Annotated in this window: 19 protein-coding genes and 3 pseudogenes; 13 read left to right on the top strand and 9 right to left on the bottom strand. The window is 64.0% G+C overall.

Translation table 11 applies throughout. The features are described from left to right. Positions 1 to 209: 209 nt before the first annotated feature. Entirely contained in the window at positions 210 to 1,154 is a 945-nt protein-coding gene (locus OKW29_RS40570) for a spermidine synthase (RefSeq protein ID WP_429294830.1), read from the bottom strand. Positions 1,155 to 1,392: 238 nt separating this feature from the next. Here OKW29_RS40570 and OKW29_RS40565 point away from each other — a divergent pair. Further along, positions 1,393 to 1,683 (top strand): annotated as a pseudogene (locus OKW29_RS40565) (OmpA/MotB family protein); the annotation flags it as partial. A gap of 70 nt (positions 1,684 to 1,753) precedes the next feature. Here the strand turns inward: OKW29_RS40565 and OKW29_RS40560 are convergent. Next, positions 1,754 to 3,994 (bottom strand): NADP-dependent isocitrate dehydrogenase, encoded by a 2,241-nt coding sequence (locus OKW29_RS40560; protein WP_187611030.1) that lies wholly within the window; start codon positions 3,992 to 3,994, stop codon positions 1,754 to 1,756. Positions 3,995 to 4,249: 255 nt separating this feature from the next. Here OKW29_RS40560 and OKW29_RS40555 point away from each other — a divergent pair. From OKW29_RS40555 to OKW29_RS40530, 6 genes and pseudogenes are all read left to right on the top strand, one after another. Next, positions 4,250 to 4,681: pseudogene (locus OKW29_RS40555) on the top strand (SIR2 family NAD-dependent protein deacylase); the annotation flags it as partial. Between the two features lie 138 nt (positions 4,682 to 4,819). Then, positions 4,820 to 5,437 (top strand): contact-dependent growth inhibition system immunity protein, encoded by a 618-nt coding sequence (locus OKW29_RS40550; RefSeq protein ID WP_429295021.1) that lies wholly within the window; start codon positions 4,820 to 4,822, stop codon positions 5,435 to 5,437. A gap of 43 nt (positions 5,438 to 5,480) precedes the next feature. After that, positions 5,481 to 5,657 (top strand): contact-dependent growth inhibition system immunity protein, encoded by a 177-nt coding sequence (locus OKW29_RS40545; protein ID WP_429294829.1) that lies wholly within the window; start codon positions 5,481 to 5,483, stop codon positions 5,655 to 5,657. Between the two features lie 142 nt (positions 5,658 to 5,799). Beyond that, positions 5,800 to 6,627 carry an AraC family transcriptional regulator gene (locus OKW29_RS40540; protein ID WP_429294828.1) on the top strand — a complete coding sequence of 276 codons (828 nt, stop codon included), beginning with the start codon at positions 5,800 to 5,802 and terminating at the stop codon, positions 6,625 to 6,627. Positions 6,628 to 6,708: 81 nt separating this feature from the next. Next, positions 6,709 to 7,110, top strand: a complete 402-nt coding sequence (locus OKW29_RS40535; protein ID WP_429294827.1) for a cupin domain-containing protein — start codon at positions 6,709 to 6,711, stop codon at positions 7,108 to 7,110. After that, positions 7,101 to 7,595: a GNAT family N-acetyltransferase gene (locus OKW29_RS40530; protein WP_429294826.1), complete on the top strand. Its 495-nt coding sequence runs from the start codon at positions 7,101 to 7,103 to the stop codon at positions 7,593 to 7,595. The genes OKW29_RS40535 and OKW29_RS40530 overlap by 10 nt, the downstream gene beginning before the upstream one ends. 26 nt (positions 7,596 to 7,621) lie before the next feature. Here the strand turns inward: OKW29_RS40530 and OKW29_RS40525 are convergent, their stop codons facing one another. From OKW29_RS40525 to OKW29_RS40510, 4 genes are all read right to left on the bottom strand, one after another. Beyond that, entirely contained in the window at positions 7,622 to 8,113 is a 492-nt protein-coding gene (locus OKW29_RS40525; protein ID WP_187627063.1) for a DNA-deoxyinosine glycosylase, read from the bottom strand. Then, positions 8,113 to 8,829, bottom strand: coding sequence for a chorismate--pyruvate lyase family protein (locus OKW29_RS40520; RefSeq protein WP_429294825.1), 717 nt, complete (start codon positions 8,827 to 8,829; stop codon positions 8,113 to 8,115). Before OKW29_RS40520 ends, OKW29_RS40525 begins: the two co-directional genes overlap by 1 nt. A 187-nt stretch (positions 8,830 to 9,016) precedes the next feature. Next, positions 9,017 to 10,915: a molecular chaperone HtpG gene (gene htpG / locus OKW29_RS40515; protein WP_429294824.1), complete on the bottom strand. Its 1,899-nt coding sequence runs from the start codon at positions 10,913 to 10,915 to the stop codon at positions 9,017 to 9,019. Between the two features lie 135 nt (positions 10,916 to 11,050). After that, complete coding sequence (locus tag OKW29_RS40510; protein ID WP_429294823.1) at positions 11,051 to 12,508, bottom strand: PLP-dependent aminotransferase family protein; 1,458 nt, start codon at positions 12,506 to 12,508, stop codon at positions 11,051 to 11,053. 231 nt (positions 12,509 to 12,739) lie between these two features. Between OKW29_RS40510 and OKW29_RS40505 the strand changes: the two genes are divergently transcribed. The 6 genes and pseudogenes from OKW29_RS40505 to OKW29_RS40480 all read left to right on the top strand — a co-directional run bounded on the left by OKW29_RS40505 (position 12,740) and on the right by OKW29_RS40480 (position 20,520). Next, entirely contained in the window at positions 12,740 to 13,432 is a 693-nt protein-coding gene (locus OKW29_RS40505; RefSeq protein ID WP_429295020.1) for a VOC family protein, read from the top strand. A 118-nt stretch (positions 13,433 to 13,550) separates the two neighbouring features. Then, positions 13,551 to 14,747, top strand: coding sequence for a PLP-dependent aminotransferase family protein (locus OKW29_RS40500; protein ID WP_090803607.1), 1,197 nt, complete (start codon positions 13,551 to 13,553; stop codon positions 14,745 to 14,747). Between the two features lie 103 nt (positions 14,748 to 14,850). Further along, entirely contained in the window at positions 14,851 to 15,315 is a 465-nt protein-coding gene (locus tag OKW29_RS40495; protein WP_184059485.1) for a RidA family protein, read from the top strand. Between the two features lie 195 nt (positions 15,316 to 15,510). Then, complete coding sequence (locus OKW29_RS40490) at positions 15,511 to 16,410, top strand: PhzF family phenazine biosynthesis protein (protein WP_429294822.1); 900 nt, start codon at positions 15,511 to 15,513, stop codon at positions 16,408 to 16,410. Between the two features lie 472 nt (positions 16,411 to 16,882). After that, positions 16,883 to 19,243 (top strand): bifunctional diguanylate cyclase/phosphodiesterase, encoded by a 2,361-nt coding sequence (locus OKW29_RS40485; RefSeq protein ID WP_429294821.1) that lies wholly within the window; start codon positions 16,883 to 16,885, stop codon positions 19,241 to 19,243. 37 nt (positions 19,244 to 19,280) lie between these two features. Next, positions 19,281 to 20,520: pseudogene (locus tag OKW29_RS40480) on the top strand (chromate transporter). Positions 20,521 to 20,616: 96 nt separating this feature from the next. Here OKW29_RS40480 and OKW29_RS40475 read toward each other — a convergent pair. The 3 genes from OKW29_RS40475 to OKW29_RS40465 all read right to left on the bottom strand — a co-directional run bounded on the left by OKW29_RS40475 (position 20,617) and on the right by OKW29_RS40465 (position 25,732). Then, positions 20,617 to 21,075: a CopD family protein gene (locus OKW29_RS40475; RefSeq protein WP_184045759.1), complete on the bottom strand. Its 459-nt coding sequence runs from the start codon at positions 21,073 to 21,075 to the stop codon at positions 20,617 to 20,619. A gap of 289 nt (positions 21,076 to 21,364) precedes the next feature. After that, positions 21,365 to 23,686, bottom strand: a complete 2,322-nt coding sequence (parC, locus tag OKW29_RS40470; RefSeq protein WP_429294820.1) for a DNA topoisomerase IV subunit A — start codon at positions 23,684 to 23,686, stop codon at positions 21,365 to 21,367. 60 nt (positions 23,687 to 23,746) lie between these two features. Beyond that, positions 23,747 to 25,732 (bottom strand): DNA topoisomerase IV subunit B, encoded by a 1,986-nt coding sequence (locus OKW29_RS40465; protein ID WP_184021455.1) that lies wholly within the window; start codon positions 25,730 to 25,732, stop codon positions 23,747 to 23,749. Positions 25,733 to 25,878: the final 146 nt, after the last annotated feature.

Genomic DNA, 25,878 nt, shown 5'->3' with positions numbered 1-25,878 from the left:
GCTCCCCGAAAGCTTCGAAAGAGTATAGGAGTGGCGAACTCCCGGTCAAGCAGGGACGACCCGAGGCGCGTCGGCGTCCAACAACGCGACGGAAGCGCCAACGATGCAGGCTGGATGACGTTGCGGCGTAGACGTGAAAAAAATACCGGAAGCAAAGCGGCCGTGCCGACCGATACGCCGGGACGGCCGCTTCATTCTCCGTGCGCTGATCAGATCGCAAACGATGCGTCCGTCTGCCCCGTCGATTCGCGCAGGCCCTTGATCCATTTGCGCGCCGGCAAGCCGAGCTCGGCTTCGATCAGCTTCGCGCGCGCCTCTAGCGCGGTGAACGGCACGTCGAGCGCGGGGCCCGAGAAGGCGATCGCGATACGGTTGCCGTCGTGCACTTCGGGCAGCGCGACGACGCGACCGTCGAAGGCTTCGTTCAGACGCTTCATGTTGCGCACGAAGCTAGGATGATCGCCGAACAGATTCACCGTGACGATGCCCGCGTCGGTCAGACACGCACGTGCCGCACGGTAAAAGCCGACGCTGTCGAGTACTGGGCCGCGCGCGGTCGCGTCGTAGACGTCGATCTGCAGCGCGCCGATGGTGCCGTGGTTCGCGCTCTCGTTGACGAAGTCCCACGCGTCGCTTTCATGCACGCTCAGACGCGCGTCGTCGGGCGGCAGTTCGAACATCGTGCGCGCGGCCACGACGACCGCCGGATTCAGTTCGACGGCCTCGACCTTCGCGCTCGTCAGGAAGCGGTGCGCGAACTTGGTCAGCGACGCGGCGCCGAGCCCGAGCTGCACGATGCGCTTCGGCGTTTCGAGGAATAGCAGCCAGGCCATCATCTGCTGCGCGTATTCGAGTTCGATGTGATCGGGCTTGCGCAGACGCATCGCGCCTTGCACCCATTCCGTACCGAAATGCAGGTAGCGCACGCCGCCCTCTTCGGAGAACGTCACCGGTGCGAAGCGCGGCTTGCGCGGCGCTTCGATTTGCGGCGCGTCGTGTGCGTCGTGTGCGTCGTGCTCGACGGTGCCGCTCGCGTTGCGCGTGGATTTGGGCGCCTTTTTGTGGGCCATTTTCTGTTTTCCGCCGATGGCTTGGGCGTCGCGGTTACGGAAAGCGCGCGCCTCGGCCGAAGCGCGCTTGATCAGATTCGTCATGTAGGGATGTCGCGCGACAGGCGCAATATTTTTGGTCGAACGAGAGCATAGCATTCGCTGCGGTTCGCTCATTCAAATCGACCGCTCACAAACTGCTTTCAACGAACTCACAACACGCCCACGACGAAGCCGAATTTAGTTCGGCATCCTCGAAGAACCAAAAATTTTGGCGGCCGCTGGGTCGCGACCAACCTGCGCCATTACGCCACGCGCAAACGATGACAAGAAGGTCGTCGATTCGTTCGATGTACTCAATCAGATCGCGCAGGGACTGCCAAAGGATGCGACGGGGAATGTGCTCGTCGAAGGGCATACCGAAAGTGTGCCGATTTCGACCGCGAAGTATGCGTCCAACTGGGAGCTGTCGTCGGCTCGCGCGGGGGCCGTGGTCAGGTATCTGGTCGAGCGCGGGATCGAGCCGCATCGGCTGGCCGCGATCGGACGGGCGGACAATTTTCCGCTGGTCGCCGGCAATGACGCGGCGGCAAGAGCGGCCAACCGGCGGGTCGCGATCGTCGTGCAGTATTGAACGCGTTCGCCGGTAGCATTGGCCGCCCGCCGGCGGCTCGTCTTCACATCACCTCACTTCACGCATCACGTCATTCGACGCGTACCGCCCCGAGCGCCTCGTTCAGCGTGCGGCTCGGCCGCATCACCTCTTCGAGCTTGTTGAAGTCCGGCTTGTAATAGCCGCCGATGTCCGCCGGCGCGCCCTGCACCGACGCGAGCTCCGCCACGATCACCTGCTCGTTGGCGGTCAGCTGCGTCGCGAGCGGCGCGAACTGCGCGGCGAGCGCGGCGTCGTCCGTTTGCGCGGCCAGCTCCTGCGCCCAGTACATCGCCAGATAGAACTGGCTGCCGCGATTGTCGAGCTCGCCCGTCTTCGGGCTCGGGCTGCGATTGTTGTCGAGCAGCTTGCCGGTTGCGGTGTCGAGCGTCTTCGCGAGGATCTTCGCCCGGTTGTTGCCGGTCTTGATGCCCAGTTCTTCGAGCGACGCCGCGAGCGCGAGGAACTCGCCGAGCGAGTCCCAACGCAGATGGTTCTCTTCGACGAGCTGCTTCACATGCTTCGGCGCCGAACCACCCGCGCCGGTCTCGTACATGCCGCCGCCCGCCATCAACGGCACGATCGACAGCATCTTCGCGCTCGTGCCCAGCTCCATGATCGGGAACAGGTCGGTCAGATAATCCCGCAGGATGTTGCCGGTGACCGAGATCGTATCGAGCCCGCGCACGACGCGCTCGAGCGTGTAACGCATCGCGCGCACCTGCGACATGATCTGGATGTCGAGGCCCGTGGTGTCGTAATCCTTCAGGTAGGCCTCGACCTTCCTGATCAGCTCCGCTTCGTGCGGGCGATACGGGTCGAGCCAGAACACCGCGGGCATGCCGGAATTGCGCACGCGCGTGACCGCGAGCTTGACCCAATCGCGGATCGCCGCGTCCTTCACCTCGCACATGCGCCAGATGTCGCCCTGCTCGACGTTCTGCGTGAGCAGCACCTCGCCGCTGGCTAGATCGACAATGCGCGCCTCGCCGTCTTCCGGCACTTCGAAGGTCTTGTCGTGCGAGCCGTATTCTTCCGCCTTCTGCGCCATCAGGCCGACGTTCGGCACGGTGCCCATCGTGACCGGATCGAACGCGCCGTTGGTCTTGCAGAAGTTGATGATCTCCTGGTAGATGCGCGCGAACGTGCTCTCCGGGATCACCGCCTTGGTGTCTTTCGGACGACCGTCGGCGCCCCACATCTTGCCGCCGAGGCGAATCATCGCCGGCATCGACGCATCGACGATCACGTCGTTCGGCGCGTGCAGGTTCGAGATGCCCTTCGCCGAATCGACCATCGCCAGTTCCGGACGATGCTCGTGGCATGCGTGCAGGTCGCGGATCACCTCCTCGCGCTGCGATTCCGGCAGCGTCTCGAGCTTCTCGTACAGATTGACGAGGCCGTTGTTGACGTTCACGCCAAGTTCCTCGAACAGCTTGCCGTGCTTCGCGAACGCGTCCTTGTAGAACACTTTCACCGCGTGGCCGAAGACGATCGGGTGCGAGATCTTCATCATCGTCGCCTTCACGTGCAGCGACAGCATCATGCCGGTCTTGCGCGCATCTTCCATCTGGTCTTCATAGAACGCTAGCAGCGCCTTCCTGCTCATGAACATGCTGTCGATGATCTCACCGTCCTGCAGCGCGACCTTCGGCTTCAGCACGATCGTCTTGCCGTTCTTCGTGACGAGTTCCATCTTTACGTCGCGCGCGCGATCGAGCGTCATCGATTTTTCGCCGTGATAGAAGTCGCCGTGCCGCATGTGCGCGACGTGCGTGCGCGACGCCATGCTCCATTCGGCCATGCTGTGCGGGTGCTTGCGGGCGTAGTTCTTCACCGCGGCCGGCGCGCGACGGTCCGAGTTGCCCTCGCGCAGCACCGGGTTCACCGCGCTGCCGAGACACTTCGAGTAGCGCTGACGGATCGCCTTCTGTTCGTCGGTCTTCGGATCTTCCGGATAGTCGGGCACCTTGTAGCCCTTCGCCTGCAGTTCCCTGATCGCGCTCGTCAGTTGCGGCACCGATGCGCTGATGTTGGGCAGCTTGATGATGTTGGTATCGGGTAACGAGGTCAGGCGACCGAGTTCCGCGAGGTTGTCGGGCACCCGCTGCGCTTCGGTCAGAAACTCGGGAAACTCACCGAGGATGCGGCCCGCGACCGAGATGTCGCTGGTCTCGACCTCGATGCCGGCCGGCCTGGTGAAGGTCCGGATGATCGGCAGGAACGCGGCCGTCGCAAGCAGCGGGGCCTCGTCGGTAAGGGTGTAGATGATGGTCGGTTGCTGGGTCGTCATTGCTAGGCTCTGGGCGGGCGGTTGAGAGGCATCTCGCACGTGATATGGGCAGGATGCGCAAACGTCGATCAGGAAAACGACAACGCTAGGACACAAACGCTGTGCGTGGCGGATGGCGACGCGGGGCCCTGGAACGCCAAAGCGGAACGATTAAGCGAACACGGCGGACTGCGTCGCGCAGCGGGTCGCACGGTTGGATTCTGCCTCATTTTCGGGCTGCGAGGAGAATTCGGAATGTGAACAACGGGAGCACGCATGGACACAACAGAGCAAATGACGATCGCGGCTGACTGGATACGCGAAGCCGACGGCATTCTGATCACGGCGGGCGCAGGCATGGGCGTCGATTCCGGACTACCCGACTTTCGAGGCGATCACGGATTCTGGGCGGCTTATCCGGCGTTGAAGACCGGCGGAATCAATTTCCATGACATTGCCAATGGAACAGCCTTCCTGCGTGATCCGGTCCGCGCATGGGGTTTCTACGGCCATCGGCTCAACCTGTACCGGCGCACCGTCCCGCACGCGGGTTTCGAGATCTTGCGCCGCTGGGCATCGGCGAAAAGAAGCGGCGGGTTCGTGTTCACCAGCAATGTGGATGGTCAGTTCCAGAAGGCCGGTTTTGCCGACGATCGCCTGTTCGAATGTCACGGATCGATCCACTTCCTGCAATGCGGACAGTCCTGCAGTACGCCTGAATACATCAGATCCCGAATTTTCATCCGTCGCCCATTCCTCTACCTGTTGTCGCCTGCTAGCGTGGCAGTCCCGACAGCCACGGAGAAGTTCGGAACGTCGTATCAACAGGATGCGGACGGCGTGCGCATGGTGCTCAGTGCGCCGCAATTGGCGGCGGTATTGGCAAGGCAGTCAATCACCCAGACCGAAATGCTTTCCAACCGGCTATGGGGCGGGTTGCAAATCGTCGGCGGCGTGCTGGAAATGGTCGGCGCAAGTGCGTTGTGTGTGATCCCGGAACCGACCATGCTCACCGAGGCAGGGTGTGTCGTGTTCGGCGTACATGGTTCTGATACGGCGGCGGCTGGTTTGCGTCAGGTCTGGACGGGCCAGGACACGGCCACATTGACCCAGCAGGGCACGACGAAGCTGACCGAGGCATTGCCCTATTACGTCCTGACGGCGTTCATCGACTTATCAGACGCAGTTATGAATGAAAATCCGCTGTACCCCGAACTAAACCAGCTCTTTGGTGTGTACCTTAACGAGGATTTTTCGTACTGGGGTAACACCATCAAAGTGATCGTAGGTTGCTACAGAAGAGATAGTTCACAAGAAAGTTTAAAGAACATACTTGCTGAAATTGAAAACTTCGAGAGAGAGAGAACTTTAGCAATCTGGACGATGCATTCGAAGAGGCGTATGGCTCCCAGTTCGGCCCGGAGTTGTGGGGTTACACTACTGCTTCCTTCCTTGACGAATTGAAGCGGCTACTGAGTGAGTAGGCAATTGCTCGGGACAGACGAAAATGTCAACGACTGACATTGACGCGCTCATATCTGACATAGATTCATTCAAAGCCGACTATCCAGAGACGTTGGACTCAGAGTTCAAGGAGCGGTTTGGCCGCCAGTTCGATCCTGTTTTGTGGGGCTACACGACGGATTCCCTCCTTGATGAAGTAAAACGGTTACTGAGTGAGTAGGCAATTGCTCAGGACCGGACCCGCGTCGAGACACTGACGTCAGTCGCGCCATCGTGCATGCCAAGCGTGCGAACATTCGCACCGGTACAATCCTCCGATATCGATGTTCCCGCAGATCTGCCAAACCAAGCCGGAGCGTGTGATGGACGGCGATACCCGGAAAGCCCAATCCGACTGGATTTCCCGTTCGGAATCCACTCACGGAGTCGAACGCATCGAAGCGTTTTTCCACGGCAACGCGTACTCCATGCATCGGCACGACACCTACGCGATCGGCCTGACCCTCGCCGGCGTCCAATGCTTCCATTACCGGCGCGGTTTGCGCACCAGCCTACCTGGACAGACGATGGTCCTGCATCCCGACGAAGTGCACGACGGTCAGGCCGGCACGAACGAGGGATTTCGTTATCAGATGATTTACGTGCAGCCCGCTGCAATCCAGGAAGTCCTCGGCGGCCGCCCCCTGCCGTTCGTCGAAGGCGGCGTCACGACCGATTCGCGCCTGTTCGAAGCCACGCAGACAGCGCTGCGCCAGATGCGTGGCGACGCGGAGCCGCTCGAACGTGACGACGCGCTCGCCGGTCTCGCGCTCGCGCTGGATAACGCCTCGGGCGCGCGGCAGACGCGCAAGTCCGCGGATTTCGCGGCAGCGCAGCGAGCACGCGAATATCTGCACGCATCGTGCACGCACACCGTCACGCTCGATGAACTTGCCGTCGTCAGCGGGCAGGACCGCTGGAGCCTGTCGCGCGATTTCCGAACTTTTTACGGCACCAGCCCCTATCACTACCTGGTCATGCGCCGGCTCGAAGCCGCGCGCGCGATGATGCTGCGCAGCGTTTCCCTCGTGGACGCGGCGGCAGCAGCCGGCTTCGCCGACCAGAGCCACATGACCCGACATTTTCGCCACGCATACGGGATCCCGCCCGCACGTTGGCTCGCGATGACGAGCGATCGGCGCGCCGGCTAACGCAAGCTTGCACGATCGTTCAAGACACTCGCCGGCGGCGGGACTATGCTCTGTTCCAGGTATCACCCGAATGGAGCCACCATGCAAAGCGATTCCCAGCCGACACCCGAGCAACGCGGCCAATACAAGACCATCAACCTGCTCGACAAGATCAGTCAGATCGACGACCACTGGCAGCCGCGCGTCGTGGCTGAAATGAATGACTATCAGTTCAAGGTCGTAAAGATAGTCGGCGATTTCGTCTGGCATCGGCATGCCGATACCGACGAGACCTTCATCGTCCTCGCAGGCCGGTTGCGCATCGACTTCCGCGACCGTTCGATCGAACTGTTTCCCGGAGAAATGGCGGTGGTACCAAAGGGAGTCGAGCACAAGCCGTATGCCGAATCCGAGGTGAAGCTGCTGCTCATCGAACCGCGCGGCGTCGTCAATACCGGCGATACGACCAACGAAAGAACGGCCGAAAACGACGTATGGATCTGAGAGCCGCCATGCAAACGCCGCGGCCGATCGTTCGCGAAGCCGTTTTCCCCGCCGATACGCACGACCTCGTCGCCGTGATCCACGAGTATGTCCGCTGGCTGGATATGGATCTGTCGTACCGCGGATTCGATGCAGAAATGGACGCGTTCGAACACGTTTATACGCTGCCATCCGGCATGTTCTTCGTCGCCGACGCCGGCGGCGAGCTCGCCGGTTGCGCGGGGCTGCTGCGCCATACGGCAGAGACTGCGGAAATCAAACGGCTCTATGTTCGTGAAGCATTCAGAGGGTTGTCGCTTGGCGAAACGCTGGTCACATCGGTGATCGGGAAAGCGAAGACATTGGGATTCTCGACGCTGGTTCTCGACTCGGTTCCGCAAACCCGTTTTGCACAGCTCATCTACGAGCGGTTAGGGTTCGTCGAAACCGCGCCCTACTACGAGAATCCAGTCGAAGGCACACGGTTTCTTGCGCTCGATCTATGAACCGCGAATGGCATCCTGTCGGTCGATCAGACGCAGGTGAGCCGTCGCCATATGTCCAGCTTTTGAGCGTATGAAACCGAGGCATGGGCGGGACTGCTCGATGGCAAACGGACAAGCCGATATTGCACTCCCCGCTCGCCCAACGCTTTCATCCCGATTTTGGCCGCCGTCCCCCCGTTGAAGGCGATGGTAGCCAGTTTCGGCAGCGTATCGATGAGAGCAATCAGATCGTTGCTGGCATGGTCGCGAATCCGGCTATCCAGGCTTCCTGCTCGACGAGCCTCGGCAACGACGTCCCATAGTCCGATATGGTGTTCGAGCAACGTCTCGAGACGCGTCGAATAGTCCATACCAACCAGATCCCGTTCTATCGCTTCACCGACCAGTAACCAGAATTTGTTCTGCGGGTGTGCGTAGTATTGGCCGTGAGCCAACGACACCTCGCCCGGCAAGCTACCGAGGATCAAGACCCGCGTATCAGCGTCGACGACAGGCGCAAAGCAACGCTTGAACGACATCAGCGGCTCCGCTCGTCGGCGCCGCGCGGCACGCTGTGCGCACGCGACGCGGTGTGATCGAGCGGACGACCGTGCTCGCGCACCCGCGCGTGCGCGATATGCGCCGCGCCGGTGCCTGACGCGGCAGCGTGCGCGCGAGCGGCCGCGTCCAACGCACGCAAATGCTCCCACAGTGCCGGCAACATGCATTCGGTCACCATCAAAGGCGCGCCATGCCGCTCGAACACCGAGCGACGCGCCACCAGCGCATGCGGCGCATGCCGATCGCCGCCGTCGATTTCATGCGCGGCCAACCGATACAACGGATGCCGCTGCCCCACCCTGCGGCTCACCAGCGACGAACGCGCGACACTACTATCGCTATACAGCAACTCCGCGAGCGGCCGGGTGCGCAGCCGGCGCGTCGCCTGCCAGATGCCGACGCTCGCGGCACGCGGCGTCACGCTATGCGCGGCGACGAACGGCACGCCATCGACCGACAGCACCACTTCGCGCACCCACACCGGCGCGCGCGGCGCGAGTCCGAGCGCGGCGGCTTCGTCGGGCCACGGCAGCGCGATGGCTTCGCGAGTCACGCGCACCGCGACCGCGCCGAGCGCTCGCAGGTGCGCGGTCAGTGAACCGCCGCGGGTCAGCCAGTCTTTCTGGGCGGCGCTGAAAGTGGCCAAAGGCGCGACGCGCCAGTGGGCGTCGGCGGGATCGAAACGGATAGGCATGGTGTCGGATTATAGCGGCGTGCTCCGACGGTAATTTTTCGCGGCAACGACCGCGGCGATCGTGCGCGCTCCTTCAGCCAGGGCAGCCGACGCAAACCAGAAGGCAAAAAAATGCGCTGCCGAAGCAGCGCATTTCTCAACTACCGGGCGTCAATCCAGCAACGACATCAACGCTTTCGGCTCACGCTCAACCCGCGCGCGACAGCAGCAACGCATTGGTCCGCTTCACGAAGCTCGCCGGATCTTCCAGCGCGCCGCCTTCGGCGAGCAGTGCCTGATCGAACAGCAGATGGCACCAGTCATCGAAATTCGCGCTATCGGCATGCAGACCCTTCACGAGGGCGTGCTCCGGATTCACTTCGAGAATCGGATGGAACTCAGGCGCCTGCTGGCCCGCGGCCTTCAGCATGCGCTGCAGGTAACCGCTCATTTCGCCGTCGTCGGCAACGAGGCACGACGGCGAGTCGGTCAGGCGGAACGTCAGCCGCACGTCCTTCGCCTTGTCCTTCAACGCTTCCTTCATTTTCTCGACGAGCGGCTTGAACGCTTCGCCGATCTTCTCCTGCGCCTCTTTTTCCTCGTCGTTCAGCGCGCCGAGATCGAGGTCGCCGCGCGCGACGCTTTGCAGCGGCTTGCCGTCGAATTCGTTGAGGAACGACAGCATCCATTCATCGACGCGATCGGTCAGCAACAGCACTTCGACGCCCTTCTTGCGGAACACTTCGAGATGCGGGCTGTTCGACGCGGCCTGCCACGTGTCGGCGGTCACGTAGTAGATCTTCGTCTGCTCGGGCTTCATGCGAGCGACATAGTCGGCCAGCGACACGGTCTGCTCGGCCGAGCCCGTATGCGTCGTCGCGAAGCGCACGAGCTTCGCCACGCGCTCGCGATTGGCGAAGTCCTCGCCGATGCCTTCCTTCAGCACCTGGCCGAATTCCTTCCAGAAGCCGGCGTACTTTTCCTTATCGGCGTCGTTGTCCGCGTTGGCCAGTTCTTCCAGCATCGACAGCGCGCGCTTCGTCACGCCTTCGCGGATCGCCTTCACGTCGCGGCTTTCCTGCAGGATTTCGCGCGACACGTTGAGCGGCAGATCGGCCGAATCGACCACACCCTTCACGAAGCGCAGGTACGTGGGGAGCAGTTGCTCGGCGTCGTCCATGATGAACACGCGCTTCACGTACAGCTTCAGTCCGCCGCGCTGCTCGCGGTTCCACAGATCGAACGGCGCGTGCGCCGGCACGTACAGCAGTTGCGTGTACTCGCTGCGGCCTTCGACGCGGTTATGCGTCCACGTCAGCGGATCTTGATGATCGTGCGAGATGTGCTGGTAGAACTGCTTGTATTGGTCGTCGGTGATGTCGTTCTTCGGACGGGTCCACAGCGCGCTCGCCTGGTTGACGGTCTCGTCCTCGTCCTTCGTGACCATCTCGCTCTTTTCCGCGTCCCACTCTTCCTTCTTCATCAGGATCGGCAGCGCGACGTGGTCCGAGTACTTCTGGATGATCGACTTCAGCCGATACGACGACAGCAGTTCGTCCTCATCGGCACGCAGATGCAGCGTGATGGTCGTGCCGCGCGCGGCGCGCTCGATCGTCTCGACCGCGAAATCGCCTTCGCCCGCGCTTTCCCAGCGCACGCCTTCCGAGGCCGGCAAACCGGCGCGGCGCGTCTCGACGGTGATCTTGTCCGCGACGATGAAGCCCGAGTAGAAGCCCACGCCAAACTGGCCGATCAGCGCCGCGTCCTTCTGCTGGTCGCCCGACAGCTTGCCGAAGAATTCCCTGGTGCCCGAACGCGCGATCGTGCCGAGGTGCGCGATCGTCTCGTCGCGGCTCATGCCGATGCCGTTGTCGTCGATCGTGACGGTGCGCGCGGCCTTGTCGAACGACACCCGAATCCGCAGGTTCGGATCGTTCTCGTACAGCGCGCTGTTTTCGATCGCCTCGAAGCGCAGCTTGTCGGCCGCGTCGGACGCGTTCGAAATCAGCTCGCGCAGAAAGATTTCCTTGTTGCTGTACAGCGAATGGATCATCAGTTGCAGAAGTTGCTTCACTTCTGCCTGAAAGCTCATGGTTTCTTGTGCCATGGTCGGACTTCCTCTCTGTTGCGAATTGGGGGATGAGCGGCGGCCGAAGCGGATTCCAACCGCGGTTCGGGCCCGCCGTGCCGGAGCGCCGGACCGCCGGATCGTCCGCGCAAATGGGGACGCTCCGGCGCGGTTTCAAGAGGCGCGGCGCGCGACGCCGTCGAGATAACGGCTTAGGAACGCCGGTAATTCAGGATCGCCGCAATTGGCGATGTTGAAGCGCATCCACGTGCTCGGCGACTGCTGCGGCGAAAACAGCCCGCCCGGCGTCAGCAGATAGCCGGCTTCGTGCCCGGCCGCGGCGAGCGCGCCTGCGTCGACGCCGGTGTCGGCCCACAGGAACATCCCGGCCGTCGGCGTCAGAAACAGCTTCATGCCGGTCTTCTCGATCATCCGTACGGCCTTCTCGCGCACGCCGTCGAGCCGTGCGCGAATGCGCTCGACGTGCCGCCGGTAGTGGCCCTCGGTCAGGATCTTGTAGATCACGCGCTCGTTCAACTCCGGGCTCGTCATGCCGACCAGCATCTTCTGATTGGCGACCACCATCGCGACCTCTGCCGCGCATGCGATGAAACCGACGCGCAGATTCGGCGCAAGCGTCTTCGAGAAACTGCCGAGGTAGATCACGCGCTTTAGCTGATCGAGGCTCGCGAGCCGCGTACCCGCGTAGCTGGGCGGGCACAGGTCGCCGTAGATGTCGTCCTCGACGACGATGAAGTCGTACGCCTCGGCAAGCCGCAGGATGCGGAACGCCTGCGCGGCGCTCAGCGAGGTGCCGGTCGGGTTCTGCAGCACCGAGTTGATCACCAGCATTTTGGGGCGCCATTCCTGGACCAGCGCTTCGAGCGCGTCGAGATCGGGGCCGCCCGGCGTGTACGGCATGCCGACGAGCCGCGCGCCCTGCGACGCAAAGCAGCCGAACATCTGGAACCACGCCGGATCGCCGACGATCACCGCATCGCCCGGCTTCACGTAGATGCGCGAAATGAGGTCGATCGCCTGGGTGATGCCCGACACCATCACGATCTGCTCGGGCGACGCGCCGATCTCCAGTTCCTCGAGCCGCGTCTGCAACTGCTGACGCAGCGGCAGGAAACCTTGCGCGGTGCCGATGCCGAGCATCTGCATGCCGCTTTGCCGGCCGAGCGTGCGCAGCGCGTTGGTGATCAGGTCGCCGTCGAGCCAGCGGGCCGGCAGATAGCCGAGGCCCGGGCTGCGCTCGGGCCGCGCGCCGGTGTGCAGCATGTTGCGCAGCAGCCAGACGACGTCGATATTGGCCGGCGCGGGCAGCGTCTCGACGCGCGGGTGCAGCTCGGTGACGCTCGCCGCGCCGCCCTGGCGTTCGCGCACATAGAAGCCGGAGCCGCGCCGCGACTCCAGAAAACCCTGCGCGACGAGCCGCTCGTACGCTTCGACCACCGTGAAGCGCGACACGCCCTTGTCGAGCGCGAGCTTGCGGATCGACGGCATGCGCATGCCGGGGCGGAACACGCGCTCCTCGATGCGGCGCCGCGCCCATTGGACGAGCTGTTCGACCAGCGTCAACGACGCGGTGTCGTGCGGGGCAGGAATCTGGGTAAGTGGGACGGACATGACGGACTCCAACTGTACCGAATAGTATCGCGCCGATTGTACCGTTACTGTGCAGGTCACGGCCGTTACATTTGAATCCAGCGAGGCTGGTGACGCCATGTAAATCCATCCGCATGGCCCGCCGATCCGGCAAACGGTTATGCTTACGGCCCCGGCAGCGCAGCCTTCAAGCGTGGCGCGCAACTGGCCCTTGCGAAGAACAGCGTTTTCCGTCGATCCGCCATGACCACCCTGACAGCCCAATCGCTCAGTCTCGATCACCTCGTCGTCTCCGCGCGCACCCTGGACGAAGGCGTCCAGTACGTCGCCGATACGCTCGGCGTCGCGCCGGCCGGCGGCGGCGCGCATCCGCTGATGCGGACCCACAATCGCCTGCTCGGCCTGTGGGGCGGGGTCTACCTGGAAGTGATCGCAATCGATCCGCACGCCGCGGCCGACGCAACCGATGGCACCGCGCCGCGCCCGCGCCTGTTCGCGCTCGACGACCCGGCGACGCAGGCGCGACTGGAAAACGGGCCGTATCTGTCGCATTGGGTCGCGCGCGTCGAGCGGCCGAAGCATCTGGCGACGTGGCAAGCGCAGTATCCGCAGCGCATCGCGCCGGTCGTGCCGATGACGCGCGGCGATTTCACGTGGGGCCTGACGGTGCCCGACGACGGGTCGTTCCCGGCGTGGCAAGGCGCCGGCGACGGCGTGCTGCCCTCGCTGATCCAGTGGGACTCGACGCGGCATCCGTCGCAGTCGATGGCGCCGACGAACCTCGCGCTGAAAGCGTTGAAAGCCGTGCATCCGCGGCCAGAGCTGATTGGCGAGCAACTGCGCTGGCTCGGCGCCGCGCACCTGCTCGACGTACAGCCGACCGACGGCGCGGCGGCGCTCGTCGCCGAATTCGAAACACCCGAGGGTTCTCGAACCCTCGGATAAACAGCGCGTGATTGTGCAACCCCCGTGGCAACCCCGGTGACACCCCAGCGGCAATGGTTGGCCAGTCGCGCGATAATTGAAATTTTGACCGGTTCCAGAAATACCAGCAGAGGAGATCATGGACCAAAGCGACCTGAAAGCCCCGACGTGGCAATTGTCCGAACGCGCGCGCAAGCTCACGAGCTCCGCGATCCGCGAGATCCTGAAGGTCACGGAACGGCCCGAAGTCATCTCCTTCGCCGGCGGCCTGCCCTCGCCGGCCACCTTTCCGGCCGAGCGCATGCGCGAGGCGTCCGACCGCATCCTGCGCGACACGCCCGCCGCGGCGCTGCAGTACAGCGCGACCGAAGGTTATCTGCCGCTGCGCGAATGGGTCGCGCAGCGCTACTCGATCAACGGCGCGCAGATCCGTGCGTCGCAGGTGCTGATCACGACCGGCTCGCAACAGGCGCTCGACCTGCTCGGCAAGGTGCTGATCTGCGTCGATAGCCCGGTGCTGGTCGAAACGCCGACCTACCTCGGCGCGCTGCAATCGTTCTCGATGTACGAGCCGCACTACGTGCAGGTGCCGACCGACGAGCAGGGCCTGATCCCCGAGGGGCTGAAGCCGGAACTGACCAATGGCGCGCGTCTGCTGTACGCGCAGCCGAATTTCCAGAATCCGACGGGCCGCCGTCTGCCGGTCGAACGCCGCCGCGCGCTCGCCGAGTTCGCGAAGACCGCGCCGTTCCCGGTGATCGAGGACGATCCCTATGGCGCGCTCGACTACGCGGGCGAACCGCTGCCGACGATGTTGTCGATGGCGCCCGATCACATCGTCTATCTCGGCTCGTTCTCGAAGGTGCTCGCGCCGGGTCTGCGGGTCGGTTTCATCATCGCGCCCGAGGAGCTGATCTTCAAACTCGTGCAGGCCAAGCAGGCCACCGACCTGCACACGCCGAGCTTCACGCAGCGCATCGTGCACGAGGTGGTCAAGGACGGCTTTCTCGACACGCACGTGCCGACCATCCGCGAGCTATACCGCAACCAGTGCGACGCGATGCTCACCGCGCTCGAGCGCTATATGCCCGAAGGCGTCAGCTGGAACCGTCCGGAAGGCGGCATGTTCATCTGGGTCAATCTGCCGGCGGGCATCGACACCATGAAGCTGCTCGAGGAAGCGGTCGCGCAGAACGTCGCGTTCGTGCCGGGCGCTCCGTTCTTCGCGAGCGAAGCCCAGCACAACACGCTGCGTCTGTCGTTCGTCACGGTGCCACCGGCTAAAATCGACGAAGGCGTGGCGCGTCTCGCCGCACTCGTGCGCGCGAAAATCTGAACGGCGTTAGCCGCACTGCCATCGGGGCGAAGCTTGCACGCGCGTTGCGTGCGGACTTCGCCCCGCCCGCATTCATGCAATCTCACCGAAACGAGGACACGACATGGCTCAATCGAATGTGTACGACAAGCTCAAGGAACTCGGCATCGAATTGCCGGCGGCGGGTGCGCCGGCAGCGGCCTATGTGATGAGCGCGCAAAGCGGCAACACGGTGTACCTGTCGGGCCACATCGCCAGGAAGGACGGCAAGGTGTGGGTCGGCAAGCTCGGCGCGACGCTCTCCACCGAGGAAGGCAAGGCCGCCGCGCGCTCGATCGCGATCGATCTGCTCGCCACCTTGCATGCGCACGTCGGCGACCTGAACCGCGTCACGCGCGTCGTCAAGCTGATGAGCCTCGTCAACTCGACGCTCGAGTTCACCGAGCAGCATCTGGTCACCAACGGTGCGTCCGAACTGATCGCCGACGTGTTCGGCGAACGCGGCAAGCACGCGCGCTCGGCGTTCGGCGTCGCGCAGATTCCGCTCGGCGCGTGCGTGGAGATCGAGCTGATCGCCGAGGTCCAATAGCATCGACGCGATGTGACAATGCGTGCGGTGTCGCGCGAGATCGGCACCTGATTCACGCCGCATTGCGATTCAAACGCGCCGACCGGTGTCACGCACGGGCGGCGCGTTTTTGTTTTATGGCGACGGTGGATCGCCGCCGCGCAGGCGGATAGAATCCGCGAACTCCCTCAACGTCCTTTGCGCCGGGGCCTGTCGATGTCCGCTCACACCGTTCGTTTCAAACAGGTCGACGTGTTTACGTCGACACCGTTCAAGGGCAATCCGCTTGCCGTCGTGTTCGATGCCGACGCGCTCGATACCGCGCAAATGCAGGCCATTGCGCGCTGGACCAATCTGTCCGAAACCACGTTTCTGCTAAAGCCGATCGACGCGGCCGCCGACTATCGCGTGCGCATCTTCACGCCGGGGGGCGAGTTGCCGTTCGCGGGTCATCCGACCTTGGGCACCGCGCATGCTTTGCGCGAAAGCGGCTACCAGCCGAAGCAGGCCGGCAAGCTGATCCAGCAATGCGGCGTGGGTCTCGTCGAACTCGAAGCGCTCGACGGCGGCGACAACATGCACGGCGCATGGGCGTTCGCCGCGCCGCCCGCGCGCGTGACACCGCTCGCCGAGCATCGTTACGAAGCGCTGTCTACGGCTTTACGTAGTCAGGCGATCGACTTCAGCGCGCCGCCATGCGCGGTCGACAACGGTGCGCCGTGGCTCGTCGTGCGGGTTGATTCGGCACGCGCCTGCCTCGCGCTCGAACCCGACGCGGCGGCGCTCGCCGAGCTCGTGCATTCGGTCGACACGCACGGCGTCGCCGTGTATGGACCGCACGACGCCGACGGCCCCGCGACGTTCGAGGTCCGTTGCCTGATGGCGGGCGGCGGCTTCGGTGTCGGCGAAGACCCGGTGACGGGCAGCGCCAATGCCGCGCTCGCGGGTCTGCTGAACCTGCAGCACCGTCGTCCCGCCGCGCGCTACACGGCGCGTCAGGGCACCGCGCTCGGGCGCGCGGGCCACGTGTCGGTCCACTACGACGATGCGCGCGGCAAGATCTGGATCGGCGGGCCTTCGGTGACGATCGTCGACGGCACGTGCCGGCTCGCGTAAGCGAGCTGCGGCTTCGCGCGCACGCCGCGGCGACACGCCACATGCCGCCGCTTCACACCACAAAAAGCCGCAGCGCGATGGCGTCGCCATACCTGGTTCTCCGAATTCATCGTGGCCGGATTGCAAAAGCCCTGCCAGAAACTGCCGAGTGGCAGGCACCGTTGCCGATGAAGTCTTCGACAAACCACGGACCGGCCGCGTCATAGGACCGGCGATGCAGGCCACGTGAACAGCCGCACCTGGGCGCCCGCCGCGCGAGCGTATACCCCATGCCCGGAAGCTTCCTTAATCCAGTGGCATTCAGTAATATCGAACCGTATCCGATGACCTGTGGACGGTCCGGCGCGGCGCCACGCCCTCTCCTCCTGCGCAGCAGCTTTGGCATCTTGGTCACCATGCAGCCATCCATCTATTTCGCGCAGTCGATGCCCATGCGTTTGCAAGTGGCCCGCACCCAGCCAAGGCCCGCGCGATGACTCAGTCCCGCTTCTCCGAGCCGCGCGAAGCCAGGCCGCGACGTGATCCATTGGTCACGCGCCGGCGCGCATTGCTCGTCATTCCCGCCCTCGGGGTACTCGTACTGATCCTGCTGTGGACCGTGATCTTCGCGCGGCTGTCGGTAGAAAGGGACGCGACGTACCGCGAAGCGATGGCGTCTTCCGCCATACTTTCCGCGGCGCTCGAGCAGCACACCATCAAGGCGATTCACCAGGTCGATCAGATCACGCGCTTCGTCAAGTACGAGTTCGAAAAGACGCCCAATCATTTCGATCTCGCGAGCACGGTCGAAAAAGGCGTCGTGCAAAGCGAAACGCTCGTGCAGGTGTCGATAATCGACGAGCACGGCAGACTGATCGCCAATACGGCCGAACTCAACCCCGCTCACATCGACTTGTCGGACCGCGAGCACTTCAAGGTCCACGAGCACGAAAACGACGACCAGCTGTACATCAGCAAGCCCGTGCTCGGCCGCGTGTCGGGTCACTGGACGCTGCAGATGACGCGGCGTCTCAATCATCCGGACGGCTCGTTCGCGGGCGTCATCGTGGTCTCCGAAGACCCGAGCTACTTTACGTCGGACTTCTACAACAACGCGGCGATCGGCCGCGAAGGCGTGATCGCGGTGATCTCGGACAGCGGCACCGTGCTCGCGCGCCGCACCGGCAACGCCAGCAGGACGAGCAGCACGTTCACCGCGAGCGGCACGTATCCGACCTCGGAGCATGTGTCGGGCACCTACGTCGATTCGATCGACAACGTCACGCGCATCGTGTCGTACCGGCACATCGACGGCTATCCGCTCGGCGTGCTCGTCGGTCTTTCGCAGGGCGAAGAATTCGCCGATTACAACCACACGCGCAACGTCTATCTGTTGATGGCGGGCTTCATCTCGCTCGCGATGCTCAGCTTCTTCGCGGTCGCGACCGGCCTGATAGGCAAACTGCTGGGCCGCGAGCGCGAGATGACGGAACTCGTCGAATACGATCTGTTGACCGGCCTGCGCAATCGCTACGCGACGCTGCAGGCGCTGCGCCATGACGTCGCGCAGCCGTTCAACCTGGGTCGCCTCGCGATTCTTTTTATCGACCTCGACAACTTCAAGACCGTCAACGACACGCTCGGCCACAACGCCGGCGACATCGTGCTGCAGATGACAGCCTCGCGCCTCGCCACCGCGGTCGGCGACGACGGCGCGCTGAGCCGCATCGGCGGGGACGAGTTCGTCGTCGTGATCAAGGGCGACGATGTCGAAAAGCGCGCGGTCGCGCTCGCCGAAGCCGCCGGCGAAGCGTTCTCGAAGCCGTTCGAGGTGCGCGGCAGCGCGTTCGTGCTGCATGCGAGCATCGGCATCGCGCTGTACTCGGTCGCCAACGAAAGCGAGATCGACCTGCTGAAGAAAGCCGACCTCGCGATGTACAGCGCGAAGGACGCCGGCAAGAACTGCTACCAGTTCTATTCGCCGCATCTGTCGCATCGCGCGGACCATCTGATGAAGTGGGAACAGCAGTTGCGCGTCGCGCTGGCCGAGGGGCAACTGTTCCTCGCCTATCAGCCGAAGATCGATCTGAAGCGCCGCTGCATCACCGGCTTCGAAGCGCTCGTGCGCTGGAACCATCCGCAGCACGGACTGATCCCGGCCAACGAGTTCATCCCCGTGGCCGAGTCGACCGGCCTGATCGTGCCGATCGGCGACTTCGTGATCGAGACCGCATGCCGTCAGCTCGCGCAATGGCAGCAGCAGGGCTACGACACGCTATCGCTCGCGGTGAACATTTCGGCGGTGCAGTTCTGGCGCGGCGACCTGCTCGAAACGGTCTCGCGCGCGATCGAGGAAACCGGCATCTCCGCGCGTCGCCTCGAACTCGAAATCACCGAAACGACGATGATGGAATTTCCGGAAGTGGTCTCCGAAAAAATCTTCGCGCTGAAGCGTCTCGGCGTACGCATCGCGCTCGACGATTTCGGCACCGGCTACTCTTCGCTGTCCTATCTCAACCGCTTTGCCGTCGATACGCTGAAGGTGGACCGCTCGTTCGTCCAGGCGATTCCGGGCGACCGCAGCGTCTGCGTAATGGTCACCGCGATCGTCAACCTCGCGCGCTCGCTCGGGCTCACGGTGGTGGTCGAAGGCACGGAGACCGAAGAGCAGATTGCGTGGCTGGCCGCGCTCGGCCATATCGAGGCACAGGGCTTCCTGTTCTCGCGGCCGGTGCCAGTGGAGGCGATCCCGGCACTGCTCGAGCGCTTCGGGGTATGCGGCATGAACAGCGTCGGCGGCCGCCGCGTCGCGCACGAAGCCCACAGCGCAAGCAGCCTATCGAGCAACAATTAAAGGACGGGCGCCCGCACGGCGGGCCCGTGCAGCGCCGATGCAGACCATCACGAGCGATGAGGCTGCCCGCCGCGGGCAACGGGAACCGCTATGGACGCTGTTCCGGGTCGTGTGCGGCCTGTCGGCGCTGTCGTGGGGCGGTCTCGCGTTGATGGCGCAGCTCGAGCATCATTACGTGGAACGCGAGGGGCGGCTCTCGCGCGTGGCGTTCTCGGACCTGATCGCGCTCGCGTGGATGGTGCCGGGACCCGTCGGCTGCAACGTCGCCGTGCAGCTCGGGCACGCGCTGCGCGGACGCGCGGGCGCATGGGTCGCCGGGGTGGCGAGCGTCCTGCCCTTCTTCACGCTGATGACGCTGTTCGCGATCTTCTATCGCACGCCCATCGTGCACACGATCGCGTCGCAAACCCTGCTGCATCACTTCAGCGTCGTGCTCGCGACGCTGATCGCGGTCACCTGGTACAAGCAAACCCGCGCGCTGGTGCGGGGCAAGCTCGAATGGACGGCGGCGCTGCTCGGCAGCATCGCGCTGCTCTATGCGCACAGCGCCGCGGTGTATGTGGTGATGCTCGGCGCGGCCTTCGGCGCCGGCTGGTTCGCGAGTCGGGAGCGCGACTCGCGACTCGCCGTGTCGCTGCAGCGCGGCGACTATCGGCTGCTGGCCGCGCTCGGTGTGCTGCTCGTGCTGTTTGCGCTGCCGCTGCCGCATCGCTATGACCTCGCGCTGCTGTGGCCGCGCCTCGCGGGCGCCGGCATGACGCTGTTCGGCGGCGGCTTCTCGGCGTTGCCGGTGCTGAAGACGCTGTTCGTCACGCCGGTGGTCGGCGTGTCCGATAACGACTTCACGCTCGCGTTTACGCTGTCGCCGTTGTCCCCGGGACCCCTGCTGAACGTGGTCCCGTTCTTCGGTTATCTCGTCGATGGCTGGCTCGGCGCGCTGATCGCGACGCTCGCGCTATTCGTGCCGTCAGGCTGCCTCGTCGTGCTCGCGCAGCGGCATCTGATGACTCGACAGTCATCGCGATCCGCATCTGCATCAGTTGAAGGTGAACCCGCGCTTCGAGCACGGCATGAGGATTCTGCGCGCGGTCACGACCGCGTTTCTCGCGGTCGCGGTACTGCGCATTGCCGTGCACGTACCGCTGGAGCCGATCTATCTGCTGACCGCGACGTTCTCCGCGATGTGCTTCGCGAAGCTGAAGGTGCCGGTGTATGCCGTGTATGGAACGGTGGCGGTGGCGTGCGGTTTGTGGCTCGCGTACGGCGCCACGACGTGATGCGTCGCGGGCCGCACGAAGCCTGCTGCGCCGTTGGCGATCCGGCGGTCCGGCGATCCGGCGGTCCGGCGGTCCGGCGGTCCGGCGGTCCGGCGATCAGAACCCGCGCGACAGCACAGCGAAGCCGATCGTCACGACGCCCAGCACGAGATTGATCAGCACGAGACGGCGGACCGTGCCGACCGCCTGCGCGCCATCGGGCCACTTCTGCGCCTGCACCGCGCGGCGAATGCGCGGATATACGGCGAAGCGGATATGCCCGAAGATCAGCATCATCACGATGCCGAGACCGGCCATCGCATGCAGCGGCCAGCTAGCATGAGCGCCGCCGAATTGCATCAGCAGGAAGCCGCCGCTGATCAGGATCACTAGCACCGACACCCCGACCCAGTTGAAGAAGCGGCCAAATACCGACTCCCACAGCGGCAGGCGCAGTTGCGGCGACAGATCGCCGAGCGCAGGACGCAGGCAGAAATGCGCGAACACCATACCGCCGACCCACACCGCCACCCCGAGCAGATGCAGAAAAAGCGCGACTTCGATAGCCTTGTTCATGTAGTTTTCCTCTCCCGACGACGCCACACCGTTTAGGACACGCGATCCGGCTCAGCACCAACTGAGCGCGTTCGACCATACGTGATGCAGGCAGTTCCGGGTATCGACGTCTATTGCGTCGTGTTTTGTCGTTGTGATCGCGGCACGTTCATCTGGCCGCGACGCGGCCGCGCCCCGTTTGCTTCCACGCCCTTCGCGCGACGGACTTTGCTGCGACAGACCGCGAGCGCCCCGCATGCTAGCAGGCGCCCACGGTTCTACAGCGTCAAACTTCGTTAAATCGACTCCACTAGGCCGGCAGCACCGGACGCATGCCGTCGAGCTTCAGCTTGCTGGCGGGCGCGCGTCCCTTGCGCGCACGCTTGCCGACATGCGCCGCAAGCTCGGCGCCGGCCAGCTTCTCCTCGTCGACGCGGCCGCCACGACGCGTGCCGATCAGCATCACGCCTGCTTGATTGATCGCGAGCGCCTGCACGAGCGTTTCGTTGTCGTCGAGCGCCATCAGCGTGACGCCACGGCCGCCGCCCGACAGCGTCTTCATCTCGTCGAGGCCGAACACGAGCAGACGCCCGCCCGACGACAGACACGCGACCTGCGCCGCGTCCGGCAGCATCGGCATCGGCGCGAGCGGCGCGGCGCCGGCGTCGATCGTCATGAACGACTTGCCGGCCTTCACGCGGCTCACCATATCGCCGACCTTCGCGATGAAGCCGAAGCCGTTGCTCGACGCGAGCAGCAGTGCCTGTTCCGCCGACGCCGCGTAGTAGTGCATCAAATGACTGCCCGATTCGAGCTCGATCAACGACGTGACCGGCACGCCGTCGCCGCGTCCGCCCGGCAGTAGAGCCACCGCGACCGAATAGACGCGCCCGTTGCTACCCCACGCGATCAGCGTATCGGGCGTGCGGCATTGGAACGCCGCGTAAAGGCCGTCGCCGGCCTTGAAGCTGAAGCCGGCCGTATCGAGCCCGTGGCCCTTCAGCGCGCGCACCCAGCCCTTCTGCGACACCACGACGGTGACCGGCTCGTCGACCACGCGCGCTTCGAACGTCGCGCGCTTTTCCTGCTGGATCAGCGTGCGGCGCTCGTCGCCATACTGTTTCGCGTCGGCTTCGATTTCCTTGATCAGCAGGCGCTTCATCGCCGGTTCGCTGCCGAGCAGCTCTTCGAGCTTGGCCTTCTCGTCGCGCAGCTCGGCCAGTTCCTTCTCGATCTTGATCTTCTCGAGGCGCGCCAACTGACGCAGCCGGATTTCGAGGATGTCCTCGGCCTGGCGATCCGTGAGACCGAACGCGGCCATCAGCGCGACCTTCGGCTCGTCCGATTCGCGAATGATGCGGATGACTTCGTCGATATTCAGGAAGACGATCATCCGGCCTTCGAGAATATGGATGCGGTCGTCGACCTTCGACAGACGATGCCGCGTGCGGCGCGTCACCGTCGCGAAACGGAACGCGATCCACTCGTGCAGGATTTCGCTCAAGCCCTTCTGACGCGGCCGGCCATCGCCGCCGACCATCACCATGTTCAGCGGTGCGTTCGATTCGAGGCTCGTATGCGCGAGCAGCGTGTTGACGAAGTCGGTCTGATCGATGCGGCTCGACTTCGGCTCGAACACGAGACGCACCGGCGCGTCCTTGCCCGATTCGTCGCGCACCGCGTCGACGAGCCCGAGCAGCGTCTGCCGCGTCAGCAACTGCTCGGGCGTCAGCGTCTTCTTGCCGAGCTTGATTTTCGGGTTGGTCTGTTCTTCGATTTCCTCGAGCACCTTCTGCGCGGCCGTATTCGGCGGCAGTTCGGTGATCACGAGTTGCCACTGGCCGCGCGCGAGATCCTCGATCTTCCAGCGCGCGCGCACCTTCAGGCTGCCGCGGCCGGTTTCGTACGCGGTGGCGATTTCCGCCTCGCTCGAAATGATCTGGCCGCCGCCGGGGAAGTCCGGACCGGGCACGTGCTGCATCAGCTCCGCATGCGAGAGCTTCGGATTGCGGATCAGCGCGACCGCCGCTCCTGCGACTTCGCGCAGGTTGTGCGACGGAATTTCCGTCGCGAGGCCGACGGCGATGCCCGATGCGCCATTGAGCAGCACGAACGGCAGACGCGCCGGCAGCACCTTCGGCTCTTCGAACGAGCCGTCGTAGTTCGGCATGAAGTCGACCGTGCCCTGATCGATTTCGGCGAGCAGCAGCTTTGCGATCGGCGTCAGGCGCGCTTCGGTGTAACGCATCGCCGCCGCGCCGTCGCCGTCGCGCGAGCCGAAGTTGCCCTGGCCGTCGATCAGCGGATAGCGCATCGAAAAGTCTTGCGCGAGACGCACGAGTGCGTCGTACGCGGACTGGTCGCCGTGCGGGTGATACTTACCGAGCACGTCGCCGACCACGCGCGCCGATTTGACCGGCTTCGCGTTGTCGCCAAGGCCCATCTCGTTCATCGCGAACAGGATGCGGCGCTGCACCGGCTTCTGCCCATCGCAAACATCGGGCAGCGCGCGGCCCTTGACCACGCTGACCGCATACTCGAGGTACGCGCGCTCTGCGTAGTTGCCGAGCGTCAGCACGTCGCTGTCCGACGGTGGCTCGTTGAAAAGGTCGAGAGTGTTATCGTCGTCCATCTAGATTCCGTGTCCGTGTTTGGCTTGCAGTGTCATATGCCGCATTGAGGCGCAATGCGCTCAGATGTCCGCTTCCACTTCGTTGCCCTTCTCTTCGAGCCAGCTGCGGCGCGACGCCGCTTCGCCCTTGCCCATCAGCATCGTCATGCGCGCGACGGTCGCATCGTAGTCGAGTTCGCCGAGCGCGACCGGCTGCAGGCGGCGCGTGTCGGGATTCATCGTCGTGTCCCACAGCTGCTCGGCGCTCATTTCACCGAGACCCTTGAAGCGGCTGATCGACCACTGGTTGTCGCGCACGCCGTCCTTGCGCAGCTTGTCGAGAATCGCCTCGAGCTCGCCTTCGTCGAGCGCATAGAGCTTCTGCGCGGGCTTCTTGCCGCGCGCGGGCGCATCGACGCGAAACAACGGCGGACGCGCGACGCACACATGACCGCGCTCGATCAGTTGCGGGAAATGCTTGAAGAACAGCGTGAGCAGCAGCACCTGGATATGCGAGCCGTCGACGTCCGCATCCGACAGAATGCAGATCTTGCCGTAGCGCAGATTCGACAGATCGATCTTGTCGTCCGGATTATGCGGATCGACGCCGATCGCCACTGAAATGTCGTGCACCTCGTTGTTCGCGAACAGGCGATCACGTTCGGTTTCCCATGTGTTCAGCACCTTGCCGCGCAGCGGCAGGATCGCCTGGTATTCCTTGTCGCGGCCCATCTTCGCGGAGCCGCCCGCCGAGTCGCCCTCGACGAGGAACAGTTCGTTGCGGCCGATTTCCGTCGATTCGCAATCGGTCAGCTTGCCGGGCAGCACGGCGACGCCCGAGCTCTTGCGCTTCTCGACCTTCTGCCCCGCGCGCGTGCGCGCCTGCGCCTGCTTGATCACGAGGTCCGCGAGTTTCTTGCCATGCTCGACGTGCTGGTTCAACCACAGTTCGAGCGCCGGCCGAGCGAACGACGACACGAGCTTGACCGCATCGCGGCTATTCAGGCGCTCCTTGATCTGCCCTTGAAACTGCGGATCGAGCACCTTCGCCGACAGCACGAACGACACCCGCGCGAACACGTCTTCGGCGAGCAGTTTCACGCCCTTTGGCTGCAGGTTGTGCAACTCGACGAAGCTCTTGACCGCCTGATAAAGACCGTCGCGCAAGCCCGACTCATGCGTGCCGCCCGCGGGCGTAGGAATCAGGTTCACGTACGACTCGCGCGTGAGCGGCCCTTCCTCGCTCCACGCGACGACCCACGCCGCGCCCTCGCCTTCGGCGAACGTCTCTTCGCTCGAACGCGAGCTTTCCGCGTAGCGCTCGCCCTCGAACAGCGGAATCAGCAGATCGCTGCCGTTCATGCCTTCGAGCAGATAGCCGCGCAGGCCGTCTTCGTATTTCCAGCTTTGCCGCTCGCCGGTTTTCTCGTTGACGAGCGTGACCTCGACGCCCGGCAGCAGCACCGCTTTTGAGCGCAACAGACGCTGCAATTCACCGAGCGGCAGGTTCGGCGAATCGAAGTACTTCGGATCGGCCCACGCGGTCACGCGCGTGCCGGATTTCTTGTCGGCCCTGGTGGCGGCACGCACTTCGAGCGGCTTCGCGACGTCGCCGTGCGCGAAGCTCAGTTCGGCGACCTTGCCGTCGCGCCACACGGTGACGTCGAGCCGCGTGGACAGCGCGTTGGTGACCGACACGCCGACGCCGTGCAGACCGCCCGAGAACGTATAGGCGCCGCCGGCGGCCTTGTCGAACTTGCCGCCCGCGTGCAAGCGCGTGAAAACGATTTCGACGACCGGTACGCCCTCGTCGGGGTGCAGGCCGAACGGAATGCCGCGGCCGTCGTCGTCGACCGAGACCGAATGGTCCGCGTGCAGCGTGACCGTGATTTGCCGGCCGTAGCCGCCGAGGGCCTCGTCCGATGCGTTGTCGATGACTTCCTGAATGATGTGCAGCGGATTCTCGGTGCGGGTGTACATGCCGGGTCGTTGCTTGACCGGCTCCAGACCCTTCAACACCTTGATCGACGCTTCGCTATACGCGGCGTTTGGCTTTTTCGTAGACATGATTGACTCGGTGCGTCGGTTCATCGTTGTCCACAGGTCCTGTGGACAGGGCCTGGACAATGCGTTGAGTATTCAAAAAAAGCGAAACGAAACAACGGGGTTAGGTGGAGCGCCCGCGATGCGGGCAAGCTGTTTTGTCGCGCGGC

Source organism: Paraburkholderia sp. CI3, from assembly GCF_050436505.1.
GTDB classification, from domain to species: domain Bacteria; phylum Pseudomonadota; class Gammaproteobacteria; order Burkholderiales; family Burkholderiaceae; genus Paraburkholderia; species Paraburkholderia tuberum.
This window is presented reverse-complemented; position numbering and strand designations above follow the sequence as displayed.